Genomic DNA, 17,005 nt, shown 5'->3' with positions numbered 1-17,005 from the left:
CGGCGACCAACCCTTCGGGTCGGTGCCCGAGCCAGACGTGCAAAAGCCGCTACAAGACGGACGCCAGATCTATGGTCGCAGTGCGTCGACCAGGATTTGAACCAGCAACCGAGCGCGGCCGTCCGACGCGGCTACACCGTTCGAGACGTAACGCCTGCGTGCGGACGCCGTGGCTTCATCGCTTTCCAGACGGTTCGGGCGTACTCTTCCTCCAGCCGCACGAGTTTGGTCAGCCGGATGTCGATCGTCTGAAACTTGCCGCAAGGCAGTTTCACGAAAACGAATGGCAGACAAACGGCCTTCACCTTCTGCGGGATGCGCCCCTCGGCAGGGAGGCAGCGCAAGCGGACCAACTCGTCCCGCCCGCTGGGCCACGTGTCATTCCAGAGGAACGACGGCAGCTCAACGATTTCGCTCAACACGGCGACAAAGTCGCCGCGGCGCAGATCCTCCGGCGCGATCGACGCCGCGAGGAAGCTGCACTCGGTGTGTAGGGGTCGCGTCGTCATGGCAAGCGTCAAGCGGCACCAGGGCTGAACACCAGCCCCGTCTGCCCCGCTGGAGTTGACTTGGGGTCACATGCGATATACGGCAAGAGTGATTGGACTCGATTCCGCAGCGATGGGTTCGCGCGTCTACGCCTCGCGCGAGAGCAACTCGGGATGGTTGTGCCTGAAGACGACTTGCGAAATGCGGCCCACGAGCGGAAGGCCAGGGAGTCGAACCCTCATCTCAACCAGCGAGAACCGCCTTAGCAGAGCGGCCCGGCCAACCGTATCCGGCTACCTTCCGTTTCACTTGTTTGTCGTGTCTCTCCGAAATACGCTTAGATAATGACCCAGTGCTTCGCCAAGATCGGCGTGTCCAATGACGAACATCATGTGCGCGTCATTTGGGTTGAACCGTGGCCTCACGATTTCACGTTGCTGCCTGGCGAGTCAATCGAGATTCATGTTCACAGCTCGACAGCACAAGCATGGTTCCATGTTGTCGAAACCGACCGCAACACACAGATCTACGTTGAACTACCTCCGTCGGATCTGATCACGGCCGAGGTCAAAGTCTTTCAAGGCACACGACTGCTTCAGTCCGGCCACAATCGACGGGCTGCCATAGATGCAGGCCGTCCGATGTGAACCTTGCTCCCTGTCAGTGGACCCACCGAGAATCGAACTCGGATCTTCAGACTGCCAGCCTGATGTCTTGCCTTTGGACCATGAGCCCGTCATCTGTCAGTGGACCGCCGGGGAGTCGAACCCCGATTTCCTGGTTGCAAGCCAGGTGTCGTCCCGTTGGACCAGCAGCCCATTCGTTTTATGATCGCTCCTGCATGATTCAAATCGAGCCATATCTGCTTTGGCTAGGCCACGCTGGTGACTGTCGCGACGTGGCCAAAGTTATTGACGCGGGGATTCGCGCCGTGGTTCAGCTTGCCGCGGAAGAATCGCTTGTGTCTTTCCCTCGCGAAATCATCGTTGTTCGCCTCCCGCTTTACGATGGGTCGGACAATCCACCCGAGAATCTACGACTCGCGGTCGCGACCGTTCACCAACTCGTGACTTCCAACACTCCGACGCTGTTGTCTTGTGGCGCCGGCCTGAGCCGGTCACCAGCGATCGCCGCATTCGCTCTCGCACGTGCCGAGGGACGGCCGCCAACTGAGTCCCTTGCTTATCTTCATAGTCGCCATGGGACTGATGTCTCGCCGATGTTGTGGCGCGATTTGCTCGCCTGTTTCCCTCCATAGCTTTCGCCCCGCGCGCGACGCGCCTGCTTCCCGTGCGCCGTAGAAGGTCCGTCCGGGAATTGAACCCGGTCTTCCTCCTTACCGAGGAGGCGTGCTGCCGAAACACCTACAGACCAACTTGCATTGCTGTGATCCCGGATGGAATCGAACCACCGTTGCCTGGGTGTAGGCCAGGAGTCGTGCCGTTGGACCACGGGACCGAGTTGTTTGCTCATACCTCAATGCGGAAGCCGTGGGACTCGAACCCACAAGCGGCGCGAGGCCGCCACCTGTTTTCAAGACAGGCTCCTCATCCAGCCGGATGACTTCCGTTCTCTGTCTTCCTACCGCCCTGCGCTCGCGACTCGCCCGTGTCGCGTGCTCGGTTGCTAGCTCCGGAGGTTGGAATCGAACCAACGGCCTCCTGGTTCAGAGCCAGGGATCGCGTACCAGCAGCGACAACTCCGGAGAGTCGTTCAACTATCCTTGCGCACGACCGACTTCGTCCTTCATCCTCGCTATCGCTCGGCGGACTCAGTTGCTCTACCAACAGCAACTACTCCGGAATCGTTCCCACGAACACTTGCCAACGCCGTGTCAGCTCGGGGAGAAGGACTTGAACCTCCACTGCCTGGTTCAAAGCCAGGTGGCCTACCGTTAGCCGATCCCCGAATGGATCTTCAGAGTGCCCCGCGAGAGTCGAACTCGCCTGTCCAGCTTGGAAGGCTGGCGCCTTTGCTGCTCGGCCAAGAGCACATCAAAGGCGGAAGGCGAGGGACGCAAACCTTCAAGGCCTGGTACCCGTGCAGCGGATGACTCGATTGCTTTCGAAACAGCGCCGTCGCCGGGCACCGACCGAAGGTTGGTCGTGCTTGCCTTTCCGTCTTGGTTCGGACTACCGCCCTGCGCTCGGCACATGCCCATGTGCCGTGCTCGGTTGCTAGCTGCGGTGGCAGGAATCGAACCTGCGAAGCGGCGCTTAACAGGCGCCTGCCTGTACCAACACAGGCTCCACCGCAATAAGAATCAGAGTGGCAGGATTTGAACCACCAACCGAGCACGCGACACGGGCGTATTGCGAGCGATGGGCGGTAGCTACAAGCGAACACTGGCTCCCCAAGCGGGCGTTGCCAGGCTTCGATATGCTCTGGCAAGTCAGAGCGGGCGGAATCGAACGGACGTCCTTCTGCTCGCGATGCACAGTAAACTTTGTGGGAAGGGCCGTATTGCCAAGCAGTTGAGTGCAGCGATGCCGGAACGAATTTGGCCACCGCCGGGATTTCCAATCGTTCAAGGTGACTACCCGCTTACTGACACTTGGATGCTCCATCTTCCCGAGCCATTTGCTCGTCGAATCGAAGAGCGCAGTCTGGTGCTGTGGCGTCCAGGGCTAACGCTTTGGTTGGCGGCTTGGGATAACAACCACAACAAATCACAAGCAGACCGAGCCTCTTCGGCGAAGTCTCGCGCCTCCGTGCTGAGATTTGATGAACGCGAACAGTCAGCAAATGGCGTCACTCGCTTCGGCTACCGCCTTCATGATGCGAACGCTGACGGACCCGTTGAATCCATCAACGCACTCTTTTTTGCAGACGAAGGCCATCTTCAATTATCCGTCTACTTTGATGACGTCTCGGACGAAGCAGAAGGCTGGCAGATCGTTGAATCTGTCCGATTGCGGACCTAGGCATTACCCATATAGAGGTCCAGGGGACGGACTTGAACGGCCGATCCCGTGCTTTCGAAACACGCGATTCTTCCAAGCTACGCCACGCACCGAAACGAAAAGCGCCCAGCGGGAGTCGAACCCGCACATCCGCCATGGCAAGGCAGTAGGCTGCCGCTACATCATGGGCGCTTCGAACGCTAACGCGAATTGTCAAAGAACTCAGAGCACCGGGTGGGGCTCGAATCGAGCAACCGAGCACGCCACACGAGCTTGTCGCATGCGCAGGGCGATAGTCTGCCTGCCGCCTTCAGCCTTTATCCTCGCGATTCGTTCGGCGGCCTCCGTTGCTGCCCGCTCTTACCACGGAGCTATGCGTCGCCTTATCTGGCGATGCCAATGCAGTGGGGCCGAAGGGAGTCGAACCCTTACCTTTCCGCTTAAAAGGCGGAAGCGCTGCCGTTACGCCACGACCCCGTGTTGCGGGTTGGGCGTATGCGTTTGAGTCGATGTGTTTGCAGCATGCATCACCACTCCATCTCGTTCATCACGTTCCAATGGCTCGTATGGGAGTCGAACCCATCTCTCCGCCTTGAAAGGGCGGTATCCTCGCGCCGATAGACGAACGAGCCTTTTGTTTCCCGTCAGCGCGAACGGACCAACCTTCGGTCGGTGCTCCAGCGCAAGTGGGTCGGGAGGCGCTCGAATCCTCGTCTGCGGCTTTTCAGACCGCCGCTAAACCGTCTCAGCTACCGACCCGTCGTTGTGTGCTGTCTGCTCGGAGTTCCCCGATCGCGTCGACCAACGAAAAAGGCCTGATGTCGCTCGGACACCAGGCCTTGGAGGGGATCGCGTCGTAGCGGCCGAGTGTCACAAGCGCAGTGGTCGCGAGGGGGTATTCCCCGCGAGCGCGCCATTCTCTTGCGCGAAAAACGCCGCTCGCTGGCCGGAATAACCCGTACCTGTGCGTGCTTGGATCGAACTCGGTCGCAAGGAGATCATGGAGAGTATTACTTGAGCAATAGAACCAGAGTTTCAGCGCCTGGAATACGGGTCGCCGCATTCCGTCCCTCTTAGACGCAGGCCGCCTGCGACGGGTTCGCCCATTTCTTTCTCTTTCTTGCCTTGCGCGGGCAATCGGCCCCGTTGCTGGCGGTTCGCTATGTGGCGTATCGACCGAGAATGCTGAAGGCCATGAGTGCCCCCACCGACGGCACCAGCCCGCGCGGCAATCGCGTCGAGCGGCGCCTCGACTTCCCGGCGGGATTCTCGTCCACCGGAAGGGTGTATTGACCTTGGCAGTCGCTTTTTCGACCCAGGCCTGGAGGCCGGCACTTGCCACGAGCCCTCCAACGACGGATGCTAGACCGCTCGTTGACGGCGTGCCGGGCAGTGCGGCCGTGCCACATGGGATGGCACCGCCGATCCACGACCGTGAACAGGCCGATTCTGCCGGCGCGCAGGGAGCGATCGCCGTGCGGGTAGGTTCCACATTTTCTATCCAGTAAGCATCTCGTGGAGGCATCCATGGTGAGTTCGGCACAAGCTCGGTGGGGATCTGCTCTGGTGGCTGCGGCCTGCCTGGTTCTGATTGGCGCGCCAGACGCTCGATCGGCGGACGAAAACTGGGTCGCCTTGTTCGACGGCAAGTCGCTCGACGGCTGGGAAAAAGTGGGTGGCGACAAGAGCATTTGGGAAGTCAAGGACGGCGCGCTGTGCGGCTCGGGTGCCGCGTCGATGCTCGTCGCGACCGCGGGGCCCTACAAGAACTTCCGCTACCGCGCCGAAATCAAGATCAACGACAAGGGCAACTCGGGCCTGTACTTCCGCGCCAAGCGCCGCCCGGGATTTACCGATGGTCATGAGGCGCAGATCGACAGCACGCATTCCGATCCGATCCGTACCGGCTCGCTCTATGGCATGTGTCACGTGTACGACCGGTTGGTCGAGCCCGATACCTGGTTCCTCTACGAACTCGAGGTGCGCGACGACGTGTGGCGCGGGCGCAAGGTGACGCGGATGAAGATCAAGGTCGACGGACGCGAACTGTACGAGTACCTCGACTTCGAGCAGAAGTTCAAAGAGGGCCATTTCGCGTTCCAACAGCACGATCCGGGCAGCCGCGTCTGCATCCGCAAGGCCGAGGTGCTGGTGCTGCCGGACACAGACAAGTAGTCGACATGCCCAAGGCCCCGTCCTGCAGCAACACTGCAGGACGGGCGTTTGCGGCCGCGCGACCGATCCTCACATGCGGCGCGATGCGCGGTGGGTAAACTGCCTGCGATGACGCTGGGGAACGCTCGCGCGCCGGCCCGACTGGGAACCGCGAGTGTCTCGGGCCGTTACGACGACGGCTTGATCTGTCCGCCTGCCGCATCTGCCGGCTTTTCTGCCGACAGGGCACCCAACTCCAACATGAAAGTCTTGTCCAACGAGTCGCGGCAACGATGCGCAAGCTGATAAGACGACTGCTTCAGATCTCGCACGAGATCTGCGGCGCTAGGAGCGGCGATCCAGGCGCGCAACGCCGGTTCGAACTTCACCATTGATTGCTCTACGTGCACATCCTCAACCGCACAACGACTTCCCCAGTAGAGCACGTAGAACTGTTCAATTTCGTGTTCGAGATCTTGCGGCGACTGCTTGTCGGCAGACGCCGCCAGACGACCGGTGCACTCACAGGCATCGAAATACAGCGCCATTTGCTTGTTGAAGAACTGTAGTTGGAAGTCTTTTTGGCGTTGCTTCAGTTCGGACTCTCTGGTCGCCAACAGCTTGGCTTGCTCCTGCTTGAGGGAGCTTCTGTCCTGATCGCGTGTGTATTTGAACGTATAGACCGCCTACAGACCGCTCGCGACGATCGCCATCGACGTGCTGCATTTCCAAACAAGCTCGGCCCATTCCATCCGCTGCGATTTGGTGTCCATCGATCACTCCAATTCTTGATGGCATTTGCCCGTTCGATCGTGAAGCATTCTCCGGACCTCGAAGTCGGCCACGGCGTTGCTGAAACTCGGCCCATGCAGCATCGGCGAATGGACCGGGTTGATCGCCTGACCGATCGAATCGGTCCAGGGCCGAACAGGGGCTTATTTGCGTCGCTTTCGCCTGATTCCGCGTACCGGCTTGGTTGCGGGCTTCGACTTGCTTCGCGGCGCGCTTCCGCGCCCACGCTTGCCGCGTCCGGCATCCGCCACAGGGAAGGGTATGGTTTCCTTCAGCAGGGCGGTTGGGCCCGAGATATCTGGCGTTTGATTAACGCCGATTTCCACCAGTTCTTTTTTCGTAGCGTCGACCAACTCCCGGAACGTGAGCGTCTTCCCTTGGACGCGGTACGACTCGCGCAGCGTTTTCGTCATCACATAGGTGAACGATCCATAGCTTACCGAGCCATGCACGTACTCCAGCGCAAACTCGTCGGCCGCGCAGGCCAGCAAGATCATGGGCATGTAGGGCCCCTTGTGGTCACGTTCCTGGCGAACCTGGTCGTAGTCGGCCTGCTTCAACGTGCGCAGCGGCATCGCAGTGCCCAAGCGCAGCACTGCTCCCGAGTCGCCCGCAAACTCGCGTCGCTGCTTTTCAGTACCACCCAGATCCTGATTGATCTGCGGCAACTTGCGTGCGACCCACAGTTGGCGAATGGGGTCCCAGCGCAACATGCGGTGGCGAATATCGTCCGGCGGATCGAGACCGCGAACCCGAGGCCCGTTGCCGCGCGTCATGCCTCCCGAGTGGCAACAGTCGAGCGCCATGACGAAGACCGTTTCGTATGGAATCTGGCTGTAGAGCTGGAACAGCTTCGCGTCCGTGATGCAATGGGCCTCGGTTCCATCGTAGTCGTGGGGTACCAGGCATTCGTGCAATGAATCGACGACCGACTCGGCGTTGTAGCTGGGCAGCACGCCGCCGTGTCCGCTGTAAAAAAAGAACAATTGGTCTCCGGGCTGCGCATCTTCGAGCAGCCAGCCAAACCGTTCGAGAATGCCCGCCGTTGTCGCCCGTTCGTTCAAGAGCAAGCGGATCTCTTCGGGTTTGAACCCGACCTCTTGCAGCACGCTGCTCGTCAGGAAGGCGTCGTTGACGCAGCCTTCGAGACAATTCTCGGGCGTCGGATACTCGTTGATGCCCACCAGCAGAGCCTTGCGGCGCGGCTCGCGCCGCATTGAGCGCGCCGCCACCGCCGGGGTGCCGCCCGGCAATACCGCTCGACGCATTTTCGGGCCACCGGCGATGGTCGCCCACACCGAGCGGACGGCATTCGGGTGCGTGACATAGGGCCCCGACGCGTGATCGGCCCAGCCTTCGATGTCGAACGGCGTGTCGACCTGGAGAAAATTGGCCGCCGTCAGGTTGATCGGCGCGGTAAACACGTCGTCATACCGGTTGTAAAGGTGATACCAGAAGGCGTCGCCTTGCAACGGCTGAATTCGCCCGGCCAGAAATTGGCCCACGACGAACGGATTGCCGACCTGCGATCCGTAGGTGATCAACGTGCGGCCATCGATGCAGGCCTTGGTGTCGGGATGCGTGCAGGTGTCGTAACTGATGAGCGACCCCAGGCTGTGGCCCGCAATCACATCGGGCTGGACCGACTGGATGGCGTCGAACAATCGCTTGCGCGTCTTACGCCGTAAGTCCTCGTCGCCCACCCATTGCACGACCATACCCGCGTACCATTGCCAGTAGGTCCGCAATGAGTCCTGAAGCGCTCGAGGCCGGCCCAACCCCAGACCGCTACCAAGCAGCAGAGCCAGCGCCCGCGCCGTTTCGACGAGCCCCAAATCGCTGTTCGCAAAGATGTCGTCATAGCTGACGAACTCGACACGTGGCGGCGTAGACCCTCCGGCGCCTTGCACGGCCTTCGTAAAGTCTTTGCGCCACGCATCCTGCCAGGTGAACTCCTGCTCCCACCCCCCCAGCCCATGTACGGCGAGAATGATCATGGATATTGCTCCGATAGTGAACGGTCCGACTAGGCGGATCGCAGTGATGTGCGCGAAGGAAACATTCGCGTGCGGAGCATAGCATAGCGTTGAACAATGAATTCTTCGAAAAACAATTGGTGAATATTCCTCCTTGCTGGAGGAAAATCCTTGCCGAGTGCACCGGCCGCGCCCCGGTCGGTGCGACAAATAACAGCCGCGTCCCCGCCCGATTAGCCGGCGAGCAAGGCTGCCCGAACTCGTCGAACTCGAGCCCGGCGCGGGTATACTTAGCTGTCACAAGGCATCACGGACCTGCCGCGGGGCGGTTGGGCAAGCGGGACACACTGACTATGCGCACCTGGCCGCTGGGCTCAGCCACGGTGACTTTGCTGGTCTGGCTATTTTTTCCGGCGATTCCGGCGGCAGCGCAAGAGGCACAGGTCCTCCTTCCGCGCCAAGGCTGCACGGGCCGGGGCGCGGACGGCGCAAACGTGCCCCTGGAGAAAATCTGGGTCCCGATCGCTGTTCTCAAGACCGAAGGGGACTGGTTGCTTGTCGCCCCGAAGGCATTGGTCAATCGCCGCGACGTGGTTCCGCTCGCTGCGGCCATCGCCTACTACGACCAGCTCCTGGCACAGGATGCCAAAGATGCGTTCGCCCTCTGCTTTCGGGGGTTGGCCCACCTGCTCTCGGGCGACCCGAAGACGGCCGAGCGCGATCTGACGAAATCGTTGGAGTTGCAGCCCGGCAATGCGCACGCCTTGCACATCCGCGGCATCACCTGGAATCAACTGGGCGACGTCGCCAAGGCGCTGGCCGATTTTGATGCGGCGATCCAGGCCAACGCGGAAAACGCGCAGGCGCTGGTCAACCGGGCGGAGATGTACAACGCCTTGGGCAAGTACAACGAGGCGGTCGCCGATTGCAACACCGCGCTCAAAACCTTTGCCAGGTTCCACGACGCCTTCGCCCAACGCGGCTTCGCCTATGCCCAATCAAACCGGCCGGAACACGCCATCCAGGATTTCGACCAGGCCATCCTGTTGAGCCCCAAGGACGCGAAGTCGCTGCGCCATCGCGCGGCCTTGCGCAATCGCATGGGTGATCGCGACGCCGCGCTGGTCGATATCGGCCGCGCCATCGAGCTTGAACCCAAGACGCCCCAGTTTCGCTATGAGCGTGCGACGATCTATATGAACGTTCGCAAGCGCGAAGAGGCGCTGGCCGACCTGAACGCCTGTCTCGAGCTCGATCCGAAAATGCTCGACGCGCTGTTTGCCCGCAGCGCGCTGTTGTGGCAGCTCGAGCGTTTGGACGAAGCCCTGAGCGATGCGAGCCGGGCCATCAATTCGCAGCCCGACCGGGCGGGCTCCTACGTCGTGCGGGCCAGTTGCTATGAAGCGATGGGGCGATTCGCCGAGGCCATCGTAGATTTCGACGCCGCCATCAAGTTGGCGCCTCACCTGCCGCAGGCCTGGCATGGCCGCAGCATGGTGCGCCGCCGTTTGGGCCAACTCGACCAGGCGGTTCAAGACGCCAACGAAGCCATTCGGCTCGATCCGAACTACCTGCAAGGGCTTTGCGGACGCGGCCAGACGCGGCGTCTGCGGGGCGATCTGCGCGGTGCTGTGGCCGATTTCGACGAAGCCATACGGCTCGATCCGAGCTTCGCCGATGGCTACCGCGGTCGAGCGGCCGTCTTTCTCCTCATTTGGAATGTCGAACGCGCCAAGACCGACGTTCAACGCGCCGTCGAGCTCGAACCCAAGAGTACCGAAACCCTCTGGCTCAAGGCCTATGCCGACGAGCACCAGGGGCGCTATGAATCCGCGATTTCAGGCTACGAGGCAACGCTCGAACAGAACCCGCAATTCGTCGAGGCGTATCGACGTCTGCCCATCGTCTACGTCATGGGGAACCAACTCGACGCCGGCATCAACTACTTCACCAAGCGATTGACCGACAAACCCACTCACAGCGAATCTCTCGGCGCCCGCGCTTATCTGTGGTTCGGGAAGTTAGACCTGTCGCGGGCCAAGGAAGACGCCGAGCGGGCCCTCGAGCAAGATGCGAAGCAGCCGCTTGCGCACCTCGTGCTGGGGGCCTTGTCCTGTAAACGCCAGGACCTGCTCGATGCCCGGCAACACCTGGATCAATGCCTGGCCATCGACGCCTACTTTCCAGACGCAACGTTCTTGCGCGCCAACCTCAACTATGCGGAAGCTCAGTACGACGCGGCGTTGAAAGACATCGCGCGGGCGCTGGACCTGGCGCCGTACAACGAAAGCCTGCTGTATCTGCGCGTCGATGTGCTGATCGTGCTGCATCAGGACCAGGCGGCCATCGAGGCGGCCAACGAATTTATCGCCTTGCTGCCTAAGTCGTCGCTGGCCTACATCCTGCGGGCCGAGGCGCGTACTTACGCCGTGGACCCTGCCTTGCGCAACGGCAAGCTGGCCCTGCAAGACGCCACACAAGGCTACAAACTGGAGGAGAAGAAATCCTCCCGCGCAATGTCCGCGATTGCGGCCAGTTACGCGATGCTTGCCCAATGGGACAAGGCCGTGCAATGGCAGCAGTCGGCCAACAAGCGCCTCACGACGCCCGCCGAGCGGGACGTGGGCAACAAGCTGCTGTCGAGTTATCAGCGCCAGGAACTGCCGGTGGCCGCGCAAGAGGCCAAAGGCCGCGCGAGCAGCGACGCCGGCAAGAGCAAGTCGTCCGACATTCCCAGCGGGGCGCGGGGCAAATGAGCTTCGCGACCGTTCGGCAGCGGCTCCGTCTGGTTTCGGCCGTGCTCGTGAGCGCGGCTTGCTGCGGCGCGTACGGATCGACAGTCCGCGCCGAGAGCGACTACGTGGGCAAGACCTGGCTGCCCAAGATCGATTGCGTCGGCCAACTGGACGGCAAGCCGGTGCCACTCGACGCGATGTGGATCCCGTTCCTGATCGTCGAAGAGCGCGCCGACGAAGTGCACGTCACCGATTGTTGGGTGCCGAAGAATCAACTGGTGCCCGGCCGAGCGGCGATCGACTACTACACGTCGGTCTTGCAGGGGGACCCGAACAACGCGCGCGCCTACTGCTATCGGGGCATTACCCGCACCCTCGTCAAGCGTGGCGAAGTCGACGCCGCGATCGCCGATTTGACCTCGGCCATCGAGCGCGACGACAAGCTGGCCGCGGCCTATGCCTATCGCGGCCACCTGCTCGGCAGCATCAAACATGACCTTCCCCGGGCGATCGCCGATTTCGACGTCGCGCTCAAGCTGCTGCCCGACCACGCATACCACCTGTTCCTCTCGGGCGATGCACGGCTCCGCAACCACGACGTGCAGGGCGCGCTGCGCGACTTGAAACGCTCGCTGGACTTGTACCCGAATCATCCAGACGCCATCTGCGTGCTGGGCTACGGCTTGATGGAATTGCACTCCTGGGCGGAAGCCACGAAAGCGTTTACGGCCGTGCTGCGTATCATTCCCACCCATGTCGACGCCATCGTCAGTCGCTCGCAATGTCTTCTGGAGCTGAATCAACTCGATGCCGCGATCAAAGACCTCTCGATTGCCGCGCGGCTGGCCCCGACCAATGCGCGCGTCTACGTACTGCGGGGAGCAGCCCTGGGCATGCAAGGACGCTATGCCTTGGCGCTCGAAGAGCTCGACCGCGCCCTGAAACTGCAGCCCCAAGACCCGAGCATCTTTCGCCAGCGGGCCTTCATTTGTCGCCAGAACAATGATGTCCAGGGAACCCTCGACGCCACGGCCGGTTGGCTGAAACTCGAGCCGCGCAGCAGCGAAGCACACAGCATGCGCGGTCTGGCCGAGTCCGACAGCGGTCGCTTCGACGCCGCCTTGGCCAGCTTCGATCGGGCGATCGAATTGGATCCGCGCAACGCCAACGCCTGGCAATTTCGGGCCCAATGCTACCAGGAACTGGGGAAGCCTCGGGAAGCACTTCGCAATCGGCTCGAAGCAGTCAGGCTCGATCCCAAGTCGGTCGCGTACCAGGTGGATTTGGCCAACGACTATTTACTGCTGGGACAAACTGCAGAGGCAGCCGCAGCTTGCGAACGGGCAGCCGAATTGGACGCGAAACGCGAAGATGTCCTGCTGTTGCGGTCCAAAATACATCTGCAATTCGACCGGCTGACCGAAGCGCTCGCAGACATCGACGAGGCGGAGCGCATCGCCCCGAACTCCGCCGCTGCGCCGATCTACCGGGCCGAGGTGCTGGCCCGCATGGGCCGCTGGCAGGATGCGATCGATGCCCTTTACGCAGGTCTTGAGCATAAGCAGATGGACGACGCCGGCTTTACTGTGCTGCTCTGTCGCTACTGGATCTGGAGCGGCGAACGAGACCGCGCTGCGAAGCTTACCCAGGAGATGGTCAAGGACCAGCCGCAAGAAACCATGCCATATGCGATGAGCGCTTGGGTGCAGTTCGAATTGAACGATCTTGCCGCGGCTGAAAAACAACTCAACCGGGTGCGCGAAATCCTGCCCGCTAGCGAGGAGTATAAGATTGGCCACGCGCGGCTGCTGGCGATGCGCGGTTCGCGACGCCAGGCCTTCGAAGATCTGACCAGCGTGTTGCCCTCGACGAATCGCTATTACCTGCCGCGGCTCGAACGCGGAATCATCCGGCTGGCCTATGGCCAGCACAACGAGGCGATCGGCGACTTGAACAAGTCGGTGCTGTTCCAGCCCGCTTGTCCCGACAACTACCGCTGGCGGGCCGAGGCCCACCTGGCGCTCGGCCGGCACGACGAAGCCCTGAAAGACTGGCAGCGGTTGATCGTCATGCTCCCCGAGCAGCCGCAGGCCTACCGGAAACAGGCCCTGGTCTATGCCGCCACGGACCAGGAGCAACTGCGCGATCCAAAGCTCGCACTCAAACAGGCCAACGCCGGCTTCCAGCTCGAAGAGAAGAAGTCATATTGGAGCATGGAGGCCATCGCCGCGGCCTACGCGGGCCTGGGGACCTGGGACAAGGCGGTCCGCTGGCAAACCGAGGCCCTTAAGCGGCTGCCCAAGAACGACGCCTACTACGCAACCGCCCAACAAATCCTGGCCCGCTACGGCAAGCAGCAGCCGTTTCTCTTGACGGCCACGAGCAGCGCAGCGGCCGAACCCCGCCGCTCGCGCGGCGCACTTTTCGCGCCGGGGAAGCCGGCCGCGCGATAGGATGGTAGGCAGCCGGTTCCATTACACGGTCCGCGGGCGTCCGCGCGATGCGTATTCCTCGCATCCAGTTCTCGCTGGCTCAATTCCTGTTGATGGTCTCGCTGGCAGCGATCCTGCTTTCGGCGGGGATCTTGTACTTCAGCCATGCGGGCACACCAATTCCCTTCGTCTCAGCGGTCGCGTTTTCGCCCGACGGAAGGACACTCGCCACGAGCCTGTACGTCTACCACGTTCGCCAGAGCAATTCCGGCACGCCACGTTTGCTGGGTACCAACGCCAGCCGTTCGGCGTTTTTGCTCCAGGCTTCGGCTCTCGATCGGGTGACGTTGCTGGAGGCCACTTTCCGGTCAGGAGTCATTAGCGTCGCCTGGCCTGTAAACAAGCTGGGCCAGGGGCAGTCGCTCGCGTTCTCGCCACGCGGAGATCGGCTGGCATTCGCGGGCATGTGCCGAAGCGTCTCGATCTGGAATGTGAACACGGGTCGGAAGGACGCCGAGTTGCCCACCGGCGGTTACCTCAGTGGCAGCATTGCCTGGGCCAACAACGACCTGTTGATGGCCCTTGCGGACGGCGTGTGCTTCCTGCAGCCTCCGAACACGCGAGGGCTAAAAGAACTCAATCAGCCTCAGTATCCAATCACCAATGCTACGTTGGCGTCTGACGGAACAAAGCTGGCCACGTTCAGGGACGATTTTGGCAAGCTGGAAATCTGGGACACGCGGACGGAAGCGCGGCTGCTCGAATTGAACGCCGGTAACTATCCCTTCGACAAGTTCGGCCTCATCTTTTCGCCGGATGGAAAACTCCTCGCGAGCGGTGTGTCAATCGACTCAGGTGACACCAGCGGCTATTGCATCACCGTCTGGGATGCGGCGAGCGGCCATCGCCTGCACTCCTGTGCTATCCCCGAGAAGACACTCGCGCTCGCGTTTTCGCCGGATGGGAGGACGCTGGCGGCCGGTGGCTACGAGGGCACTCTGCGGATGCTCGACCTCCAGGGCGGTCCGATGCGCTCCGTTGAGAACGGTGCCGGCATATTCGCCCTGGCCTTTTCTCCCGATGGCCAACGAGTCGCGACCGGTGGTTCGCGCGGCCAGGTGAGGCTCTGGACGGCCGATACGCTGACACCCCTCGAGACGGTCGTCCTCTATCGAGACACGACGGCGCTGCGCTGGGCGATGCTGTTTGCCGCCGGTTTCGCTTGGATCATCGCCGCCGACTTGTGCATACAATCCGCAAAGCGGCGGCGCCGACTGCAACGCCGGCAGCATGCGGCGGGCCGGCCGTGAGCGTGTCTGTACAGGCCGGCGGGCGTTCGGCGAAACTGGGGCCGATGCGTCCATCGTCCGGACGCCGCCTCGCCCTGTTTTGGCCAGCTCACTGGCATCGCTGTCATGTCGACCGAGAAAGCTACCGCGATTGTGCTGCGCACGGTCGACTTCAGCGAAACCAGCAGCGTGGTCACGCTGTTCACGCGCGAATTTGGCAAGCTCAGCGCGCTGGCCAAGGGAGCCCGCCGGCCCAAGGGGCCCTTCGAGTCTGCCCTTGACCTGCTTTGCCTGTCTCGCATAGTGTTCCTGCGCAAGTCCCACGAGGCACTCGACCTCTTGACCGAAGCCAAGCTCGAGCGACGGTTTCGCATTCGCGGCCGCGAGCTGTCGAGCCTGTACGGCGCATACTACGTCGCCGAGCTGCTCAACGAACTTACCCACGATTACGATGCCCATCCCGCGCTGTTCGACGTCGCGGAGCACACGCTCCTTGCGCTCGCCACGAGCGGTTCGATCCCCGCGCTCTTGCTGCGGTTCGAACTCGCTGCGCTCGTGCTGTTGGGGCACCTCCCCTCGCTGCGCTTCTGCGTCGAATGCGGCGCATCGGTCGAACCCACGGGCCGCGTCGCCTTTGCCCAACTGGCCGGGGGCGTGTTGTGCCCGCGCTGCCGCCCCGGCAAGCCGCAGGTCATTTCGGTCAGCGGGCCCGCGGTGTTGCTGCTGGAACAATTCGCCGACCTGGAGTCGGATGCCTGGAGCCGCGTCGCGCTCGAGCGGCCGTTGGCCGGGGAGCTGCGCGGCGTGATGAACAACTACCTGGCACACCTGATCGGTAAACGACCGAAGCTGCATCGCTATCTGGGTCGCACCTTGGAGTAGCCGCACGTTGGTCACCTGCAATCGTCAATCGCCGCACGCGCCGCTTTGCGGTGCCACCGTCGTCTGCGCCGCTCTGGCGCTGGCGGCCGTGCTATGCGCCGGCTGCAAGTCGGGCGGCCAGGGCCTGTTCGGCTCGTGGAACAAGGGCGTCGCGCAAACCGAAGAACAAGTCGCCGCGCCGGTCCTCGATCGGTACGGCAATCCGGTGCGCGACAACCTGGCGGGCTACGATGCCCCCGGCGAAGCCCTGACCGGCGCGAACACTGCGGACGACGATGAAGACAAAAGCTTCTTTCAGCGCTTGCCCTCGCCCAAGCAGACCTACGGCAAGATGAAAAGCGCCGTGGGCCTCGGCCCGGATCGGCGGATCGCGGACGCCGCCTACCATGAAGGCGAAAGGCTGTTTCGCGAGAAGCGCTACGACGCCGCGGCCAAACAATTCAAGCGCGCCCACAAGCGCTGGCCCGACTCGCCGCTCGAAGAGGATGCGATGTTCATGCGCGGCGAGAGCTTGTTCTTCGCCGATCACTACGACGACGCCAGCGACGTGTTCGTCAACTTGATGAAGAAGTACGAGAACTCGCGGCACCTCGACAAGGTGGTGAAACGGCAATTTGCCATCGCCCGCTACTGGGTCGAAGTACAGCGCGTCAAACCGATTCCGCTGTTGGTGCCCAACATCTGGGACGAAACGCGGCCCTGGTTCGACACGGCCGGCAACGGTCTGGCCGTGTACGAAAGCGTGTGGCTGAACGATCCGACCGGGCCGCTGGCCGACGACGCCGTGATCGCCACGGCCAACGAGCACTTCGTTCACGACCGGTTCGAAGACGCCGACCAGTACTACACCCAACTGCGCCGCGACTATCCCAAGAGTGAGCACCAGTGGGCTGCGCATCTGCTCGGCCTGCGTGCCAAACTGGGCAAGTACCAGGGGCCGCGCTACGACGACACACCGCTCAAAGAAGCCCAAGACATCGTCGAGCAGACGCTCGTCCAATATCCCGAAATGCCGGCCGACGAACGCGAGCGGCTGCTGCGCACCCGGCAAACCATCTTGGCGCAGCGGGGCGAACGGCTCTGGAACATGGGCGAGCATTATGCCAAGGGCAAGTACTATCGCGCCGCGAAGTACTACTACGCCCAGGTGCTCGAGGAAACTCCCGACACGCGGTTCGCCGAAATGGCCCGCCAGCGGCTGGGCGAATTCCAGACGGAACCAGATGTGCCGACGAGCAAGTTCCAATGGCTCGTCGATGCCTTCCCCGAGCCGAAGCCCAAGGGCTTGCCCGACGGGAGCGACACCGGCACCGCGCGCCTGGCACGCAACCCGCGCTAGCCGCGCATGAGACA

General features: G+C 62.1%; 11 protein-coding genes and 14 tRNA genes. 8 read left to right on the top strand and 17 right to left on the bottom strand.

Annotation, left to right across the window (positions count from 1 at the left end; translation table 11 throughout):
* Positions 1 to 131 precede the first annotated feature (131 nt).
* Complete coding sequence (locus K1X74_10910) at positions 132 to 509, bottom strand: hypothetical protein (GenBank protein ID MBX7166831.1); 378 nt, start codon at positions 507 to 509, stop codon at positions 132 to 134.
* Positions 510 to 704: 195 nt separating this feature from the next.
* A tRNA-Ser gene (locus K1X74_10905) sits at positions 705 to 791 on the bottom strand.
* Positions 792 to 833: 42 nt separating this feature from the next.
* Here K1X74_10905 and K1X74_10900 point away from each other — a divergent pair.
* The gene (locus K1X74_10900) at positions 834 to 1,136 is read left to right on the top strand and encodes a hypothetical protein (protein ID MBX7166830.1); all 303 of its coding nucleotides are present in this window, start codon (positions 834 to 836) and stop codon (positions 1,134 to 1,136) included.
* 17 nt (positions 1,137 to 1,153) lie between these two features.
* Here the strand turns inward: K1X74_10900 and K1X74_10895 are convergent.
* The 9 genes from K1X74_10895 to K1X74_10855 all read right to left on the bottom strand — a co-directional run bounded on the left by K1X74_10895 (position 1,154) and on the right by K1X74_10855 (position 2,745).
* A tRNA-Ala gene (locus K1X74_10895) sits at positions 1,154 to 1,224 on the bottom strand.
* A gap of 12 nt (positions 1,225 to 1,236) precedes the next feature.
* Positions 1,237 to 1,307, bottom strand: a tRNA-Ala gene (locus K1X74_10890).
* Positions 1,308 to 1,791: 484 nt separating this feature from the next.
* Positions 1,792 to 1,862, bottom strand: a tRNA-Thr gene (locus K1X74_10885).
* 14 nt (positions 1,863 to 1,876) lie between these two features.
* Positions 1,877 to 1,947, bottom strand: a tRNA-Val gene (locus K1X74_10880).
* Positions 1,948 to 1,971: 24 nt separating this feature from the next.
* A tRNA-Ser gene (locus tag K1X74_10875) sits at positions 1,972 to 2,057 on the bottom strand.
* Between the two features lie 62 nt (positions 2,058 to 2,119).
* Positions 2,120 to 2,195: transfer RNA gene (locus K1X74_10870), tRNA-Gln, on the bottom strand.
* Positions 2,196 to 2,327: 132 nt separating this feature from the next.
* Positions 2,328 to 2,398 (bottom strand) — tRNA-Gln (locus K1X74_10865).
* Positions 2,399 to 2,410: 12 nt separating this feature from the next.
* A tRNA-Gly gene (locus tag K1X74_10860) sits at positions 2,411 to 2,482 on the bottom strand.
* Positions 2,483 to 2,670: 188 nt separating this feature from the next.
* A tRNA-Asn gene (locus K1X74_10855) sits at positions 2,671 to 2,745 on the bottom strand.
* A 230-nt stretch (positions 2,746 to 2,975) separates the two neighbouring features.
* Between K1X74_10855 and K1X74_10850 the strand changes: the two genes are divergently transcribed.
* Positions 2,976 to 3,413, top strand: coding sequence for a hypothetical protein (locus tag K1X74_10850; GenBank protein ID MBX7166829.1), 438 nt, complete (start codon positions 2,976 to 2,978; stop codon positions 3,411 to 3,413).
* A 100-nt stretch (positions 3,414 to 3,513) separates the two neighbouring features.
* On the opposite strand, the gene K1X74_10845 is transcribed toward K1X74_10850, so the two are convergent.
* The 4 genes from K1X74_10845 to K1X74_10830 form a co-directional block, all read right to left on the bottom strand.
* Positions 3,514 to 3,584: transfer RNA gene (locus K1X74_10845), tRNA-Gly, on the bottom strand.
* 213 nt (positions 3,585 to 3,797) lie between these two features.
* Positions 3,798 to 3,869, bottom strand: a tRNA-Lys gene (locus K1X74_10840).
* A gap of 81 nt (positions 3,870 to 3,950) precedes the next feature.
* Positions 3,951 to 4,024, bottom strand: a tRNA-Glu gene (locus tag K1X74_10835).
* A 55-nt stretch (positions 4,025 to 4,079) separates the two neighbouring features.
* Positions 4,080 to 4,151 (bottom strand) — tRNA-Phe (locus K1X74_10830).
* 768 nt (positions 4,152 to 4,919) lie between these two features.
* On the opposite strand from K1X74_10830, the gene K1X74_10825 reads away from it, so the two are divergent.
* The gene (locus K1X74_10825) at positions 4,920 to 5,567 is read left to right on the top strand and encodes a DUF1080 domain-containing protein (GenBank protein MBX7166828.1); all 648 of its coding nucleotides are present in this window, start codon (positions 4,920 to 4,922) and stop codon (positions 5,565 to 5,567) included.
* A 167-nt stretch (positions 5,568 to 5,734) separates the two neighbouring features.
* Here K1X74_10825 and K1X74_10820 read toward each other — a convergent pair whose 3' ends face one another.
* A complete protein-coding gene (locus K1X74_10820; protein MBX7166827.1) occupies positions 5,735 to 6,163 on the bottom strand; it encodes a hypothetical protein in 429 nt (142 codons plus the stop codon).
* 318 nt (positions 6,164 to 6,481) lie between these two features.
* A complete protein-coding gene (locus tag K1X74_10815) occupies positions 6,482 to 8,335 on the bottom strand; it encodes a caspase family protein (GenBank protein MBX7166826.1) in 1,854 nt (617 codons plus the stop codon).
* 332 nt (positions 8,336 to 8,667) lie between these two features.
* Between K1X74_10815 and K1X74_10810 the strand changes: the two genes are divergently transcribed.
* The 5 genes from K1X74_10810 to K1X74_10790 all read left to right on the top strand — a co-directional run bounded on the left by K1X74_10810 (position 8,668) and on the right by K1X74_10790 (position 16,991).
* Positions 8,668 to 11,070: a tetratricopeptide repeat protein gene (locus K1X74_10810; GenBank protein MBX7166825.1), complete on the top strand. Its 2,403-nt coding sequence runs from the start codon at positions 8,668 to 8,670 to the stop codon at positions 11,068 to 11,070.
* Positions 11,067 to 13,502, top strand: coding sequence for a tetratricopeptide repeat protein (locus tag K1X74_10805; protein ID MBX7166824.1), 2,436 nt, complete (start codon positions 11,067 to 11,069; stop codon positions 13,500 to 13,502). The genes K1X74_10810 and K1X74_10805 overlap by 4 nt, the downstream gene beginning before the upstream one ends.
* Before the next feature lie 89 nt (positions 13,503 to 13,591).
* Positions 13,592 to 14,791, top strand: a complete 1,200-nt coding sequence (locus tag K1X74_10800) for a hypothetical protein (GenBank protein ID MBX7166823.1) — start codon at positions 13,592 to 13,594, stop codon at positions 14,789 to 14,791.
* Between the two features lie 105 nt (positions 14,792 to 14,896).
* A complete protein-coding gene (gene recO / locus K1X74_10795; GenBank protein MBX7166822.1) occupies positions 14,897 to 15,652 on the top strand; it encodes a DNA repair protein RecO in 756 nt (251 codons plus the stop codon).
* A gap of 7 nt (positions 15,653 to 15,659) precedes the next feature.
* A complete protein-coding gene (locus K1X74_10790; GenBank protein MBX7166821.1) occupies positions 15,660 to 16,991 on the top strand; it encodes a tetratricopeptide repeat protein in 1,332 nt (443 codons plus the stop codon).
* Positions 16,992 to 17,005: the final 14 nt, after the last annotated feature.

The sequence above is a fragment of the Pirellulales bacterium genome, assembly GCA_019694435.1.
Lineage (GTDB): Bacteria > Planctomycetota > Planctomycetia > Pirellulales > JAEUIK01 > JAIBBZ01.
Note: the sequence above shows the minus strand (reverse complement) of the source record. Positions and strands in the feature narration are given on the sequence as shown.

Bases quoted from the DNA above. Each gene is read 5' to 3' on its own strand.
- K1X74_10910 (MBX7166831.1), bottom strand. From the start codon at position 509: ATGACGACGCGACCCCTACACACCGAGTGCAGCTTCCTCGCGGCGTCG.
- K1X74_10900 (MBX7166830.1), top strand. From the start codon at position 834: ATGACCCAGTGCTTCGCCAAGATCGGCGTGTCCAATGACGAACATCAT.
- K1X74_10850 (MBX7166829.1), top strand. From the start codon at position 2,976: ATGCCGGAACGAATTTGGCCACCGCCGGGATTTCCAATCGTTCAAGGT.
- K1X74_10825 (MBX7166828.1), top strand. From the start codon at position 4,920: ATGGTGAGTTCGGCACAAGCTCGGTGGGGATCTGCTCTGGTGGCTGCG.
- K1X74_10815 (MBX7166826.1), bottom strand. From the start codon at position 8,335: ATGATCATTCTCGCCGTACATGGGCTGGGGGGGTGGGAGCAGGAGTTC.
- K1X74_10810 (MBX7166825.1), top strand. From the start codon at position 8,668: ATGCGCACCTGGCCGCTGGGCTCAGCCACGGTGACTTTGCTGGTCTGG.
- K1X74_10805 (MBX7166824.1), top strand. From the start codon at position 11,067: ATGAGCTTCGCGACCGTTCGGCAGCGGCTCCGTCTGGTTTCGGCCGTG.
- recO (MBX7166822.1), top strand. From the start codon at position 14,897: ATGTCGACCGAGAAAGCTACCGCGATTGTGCTGCGCACGGTCGACTTC.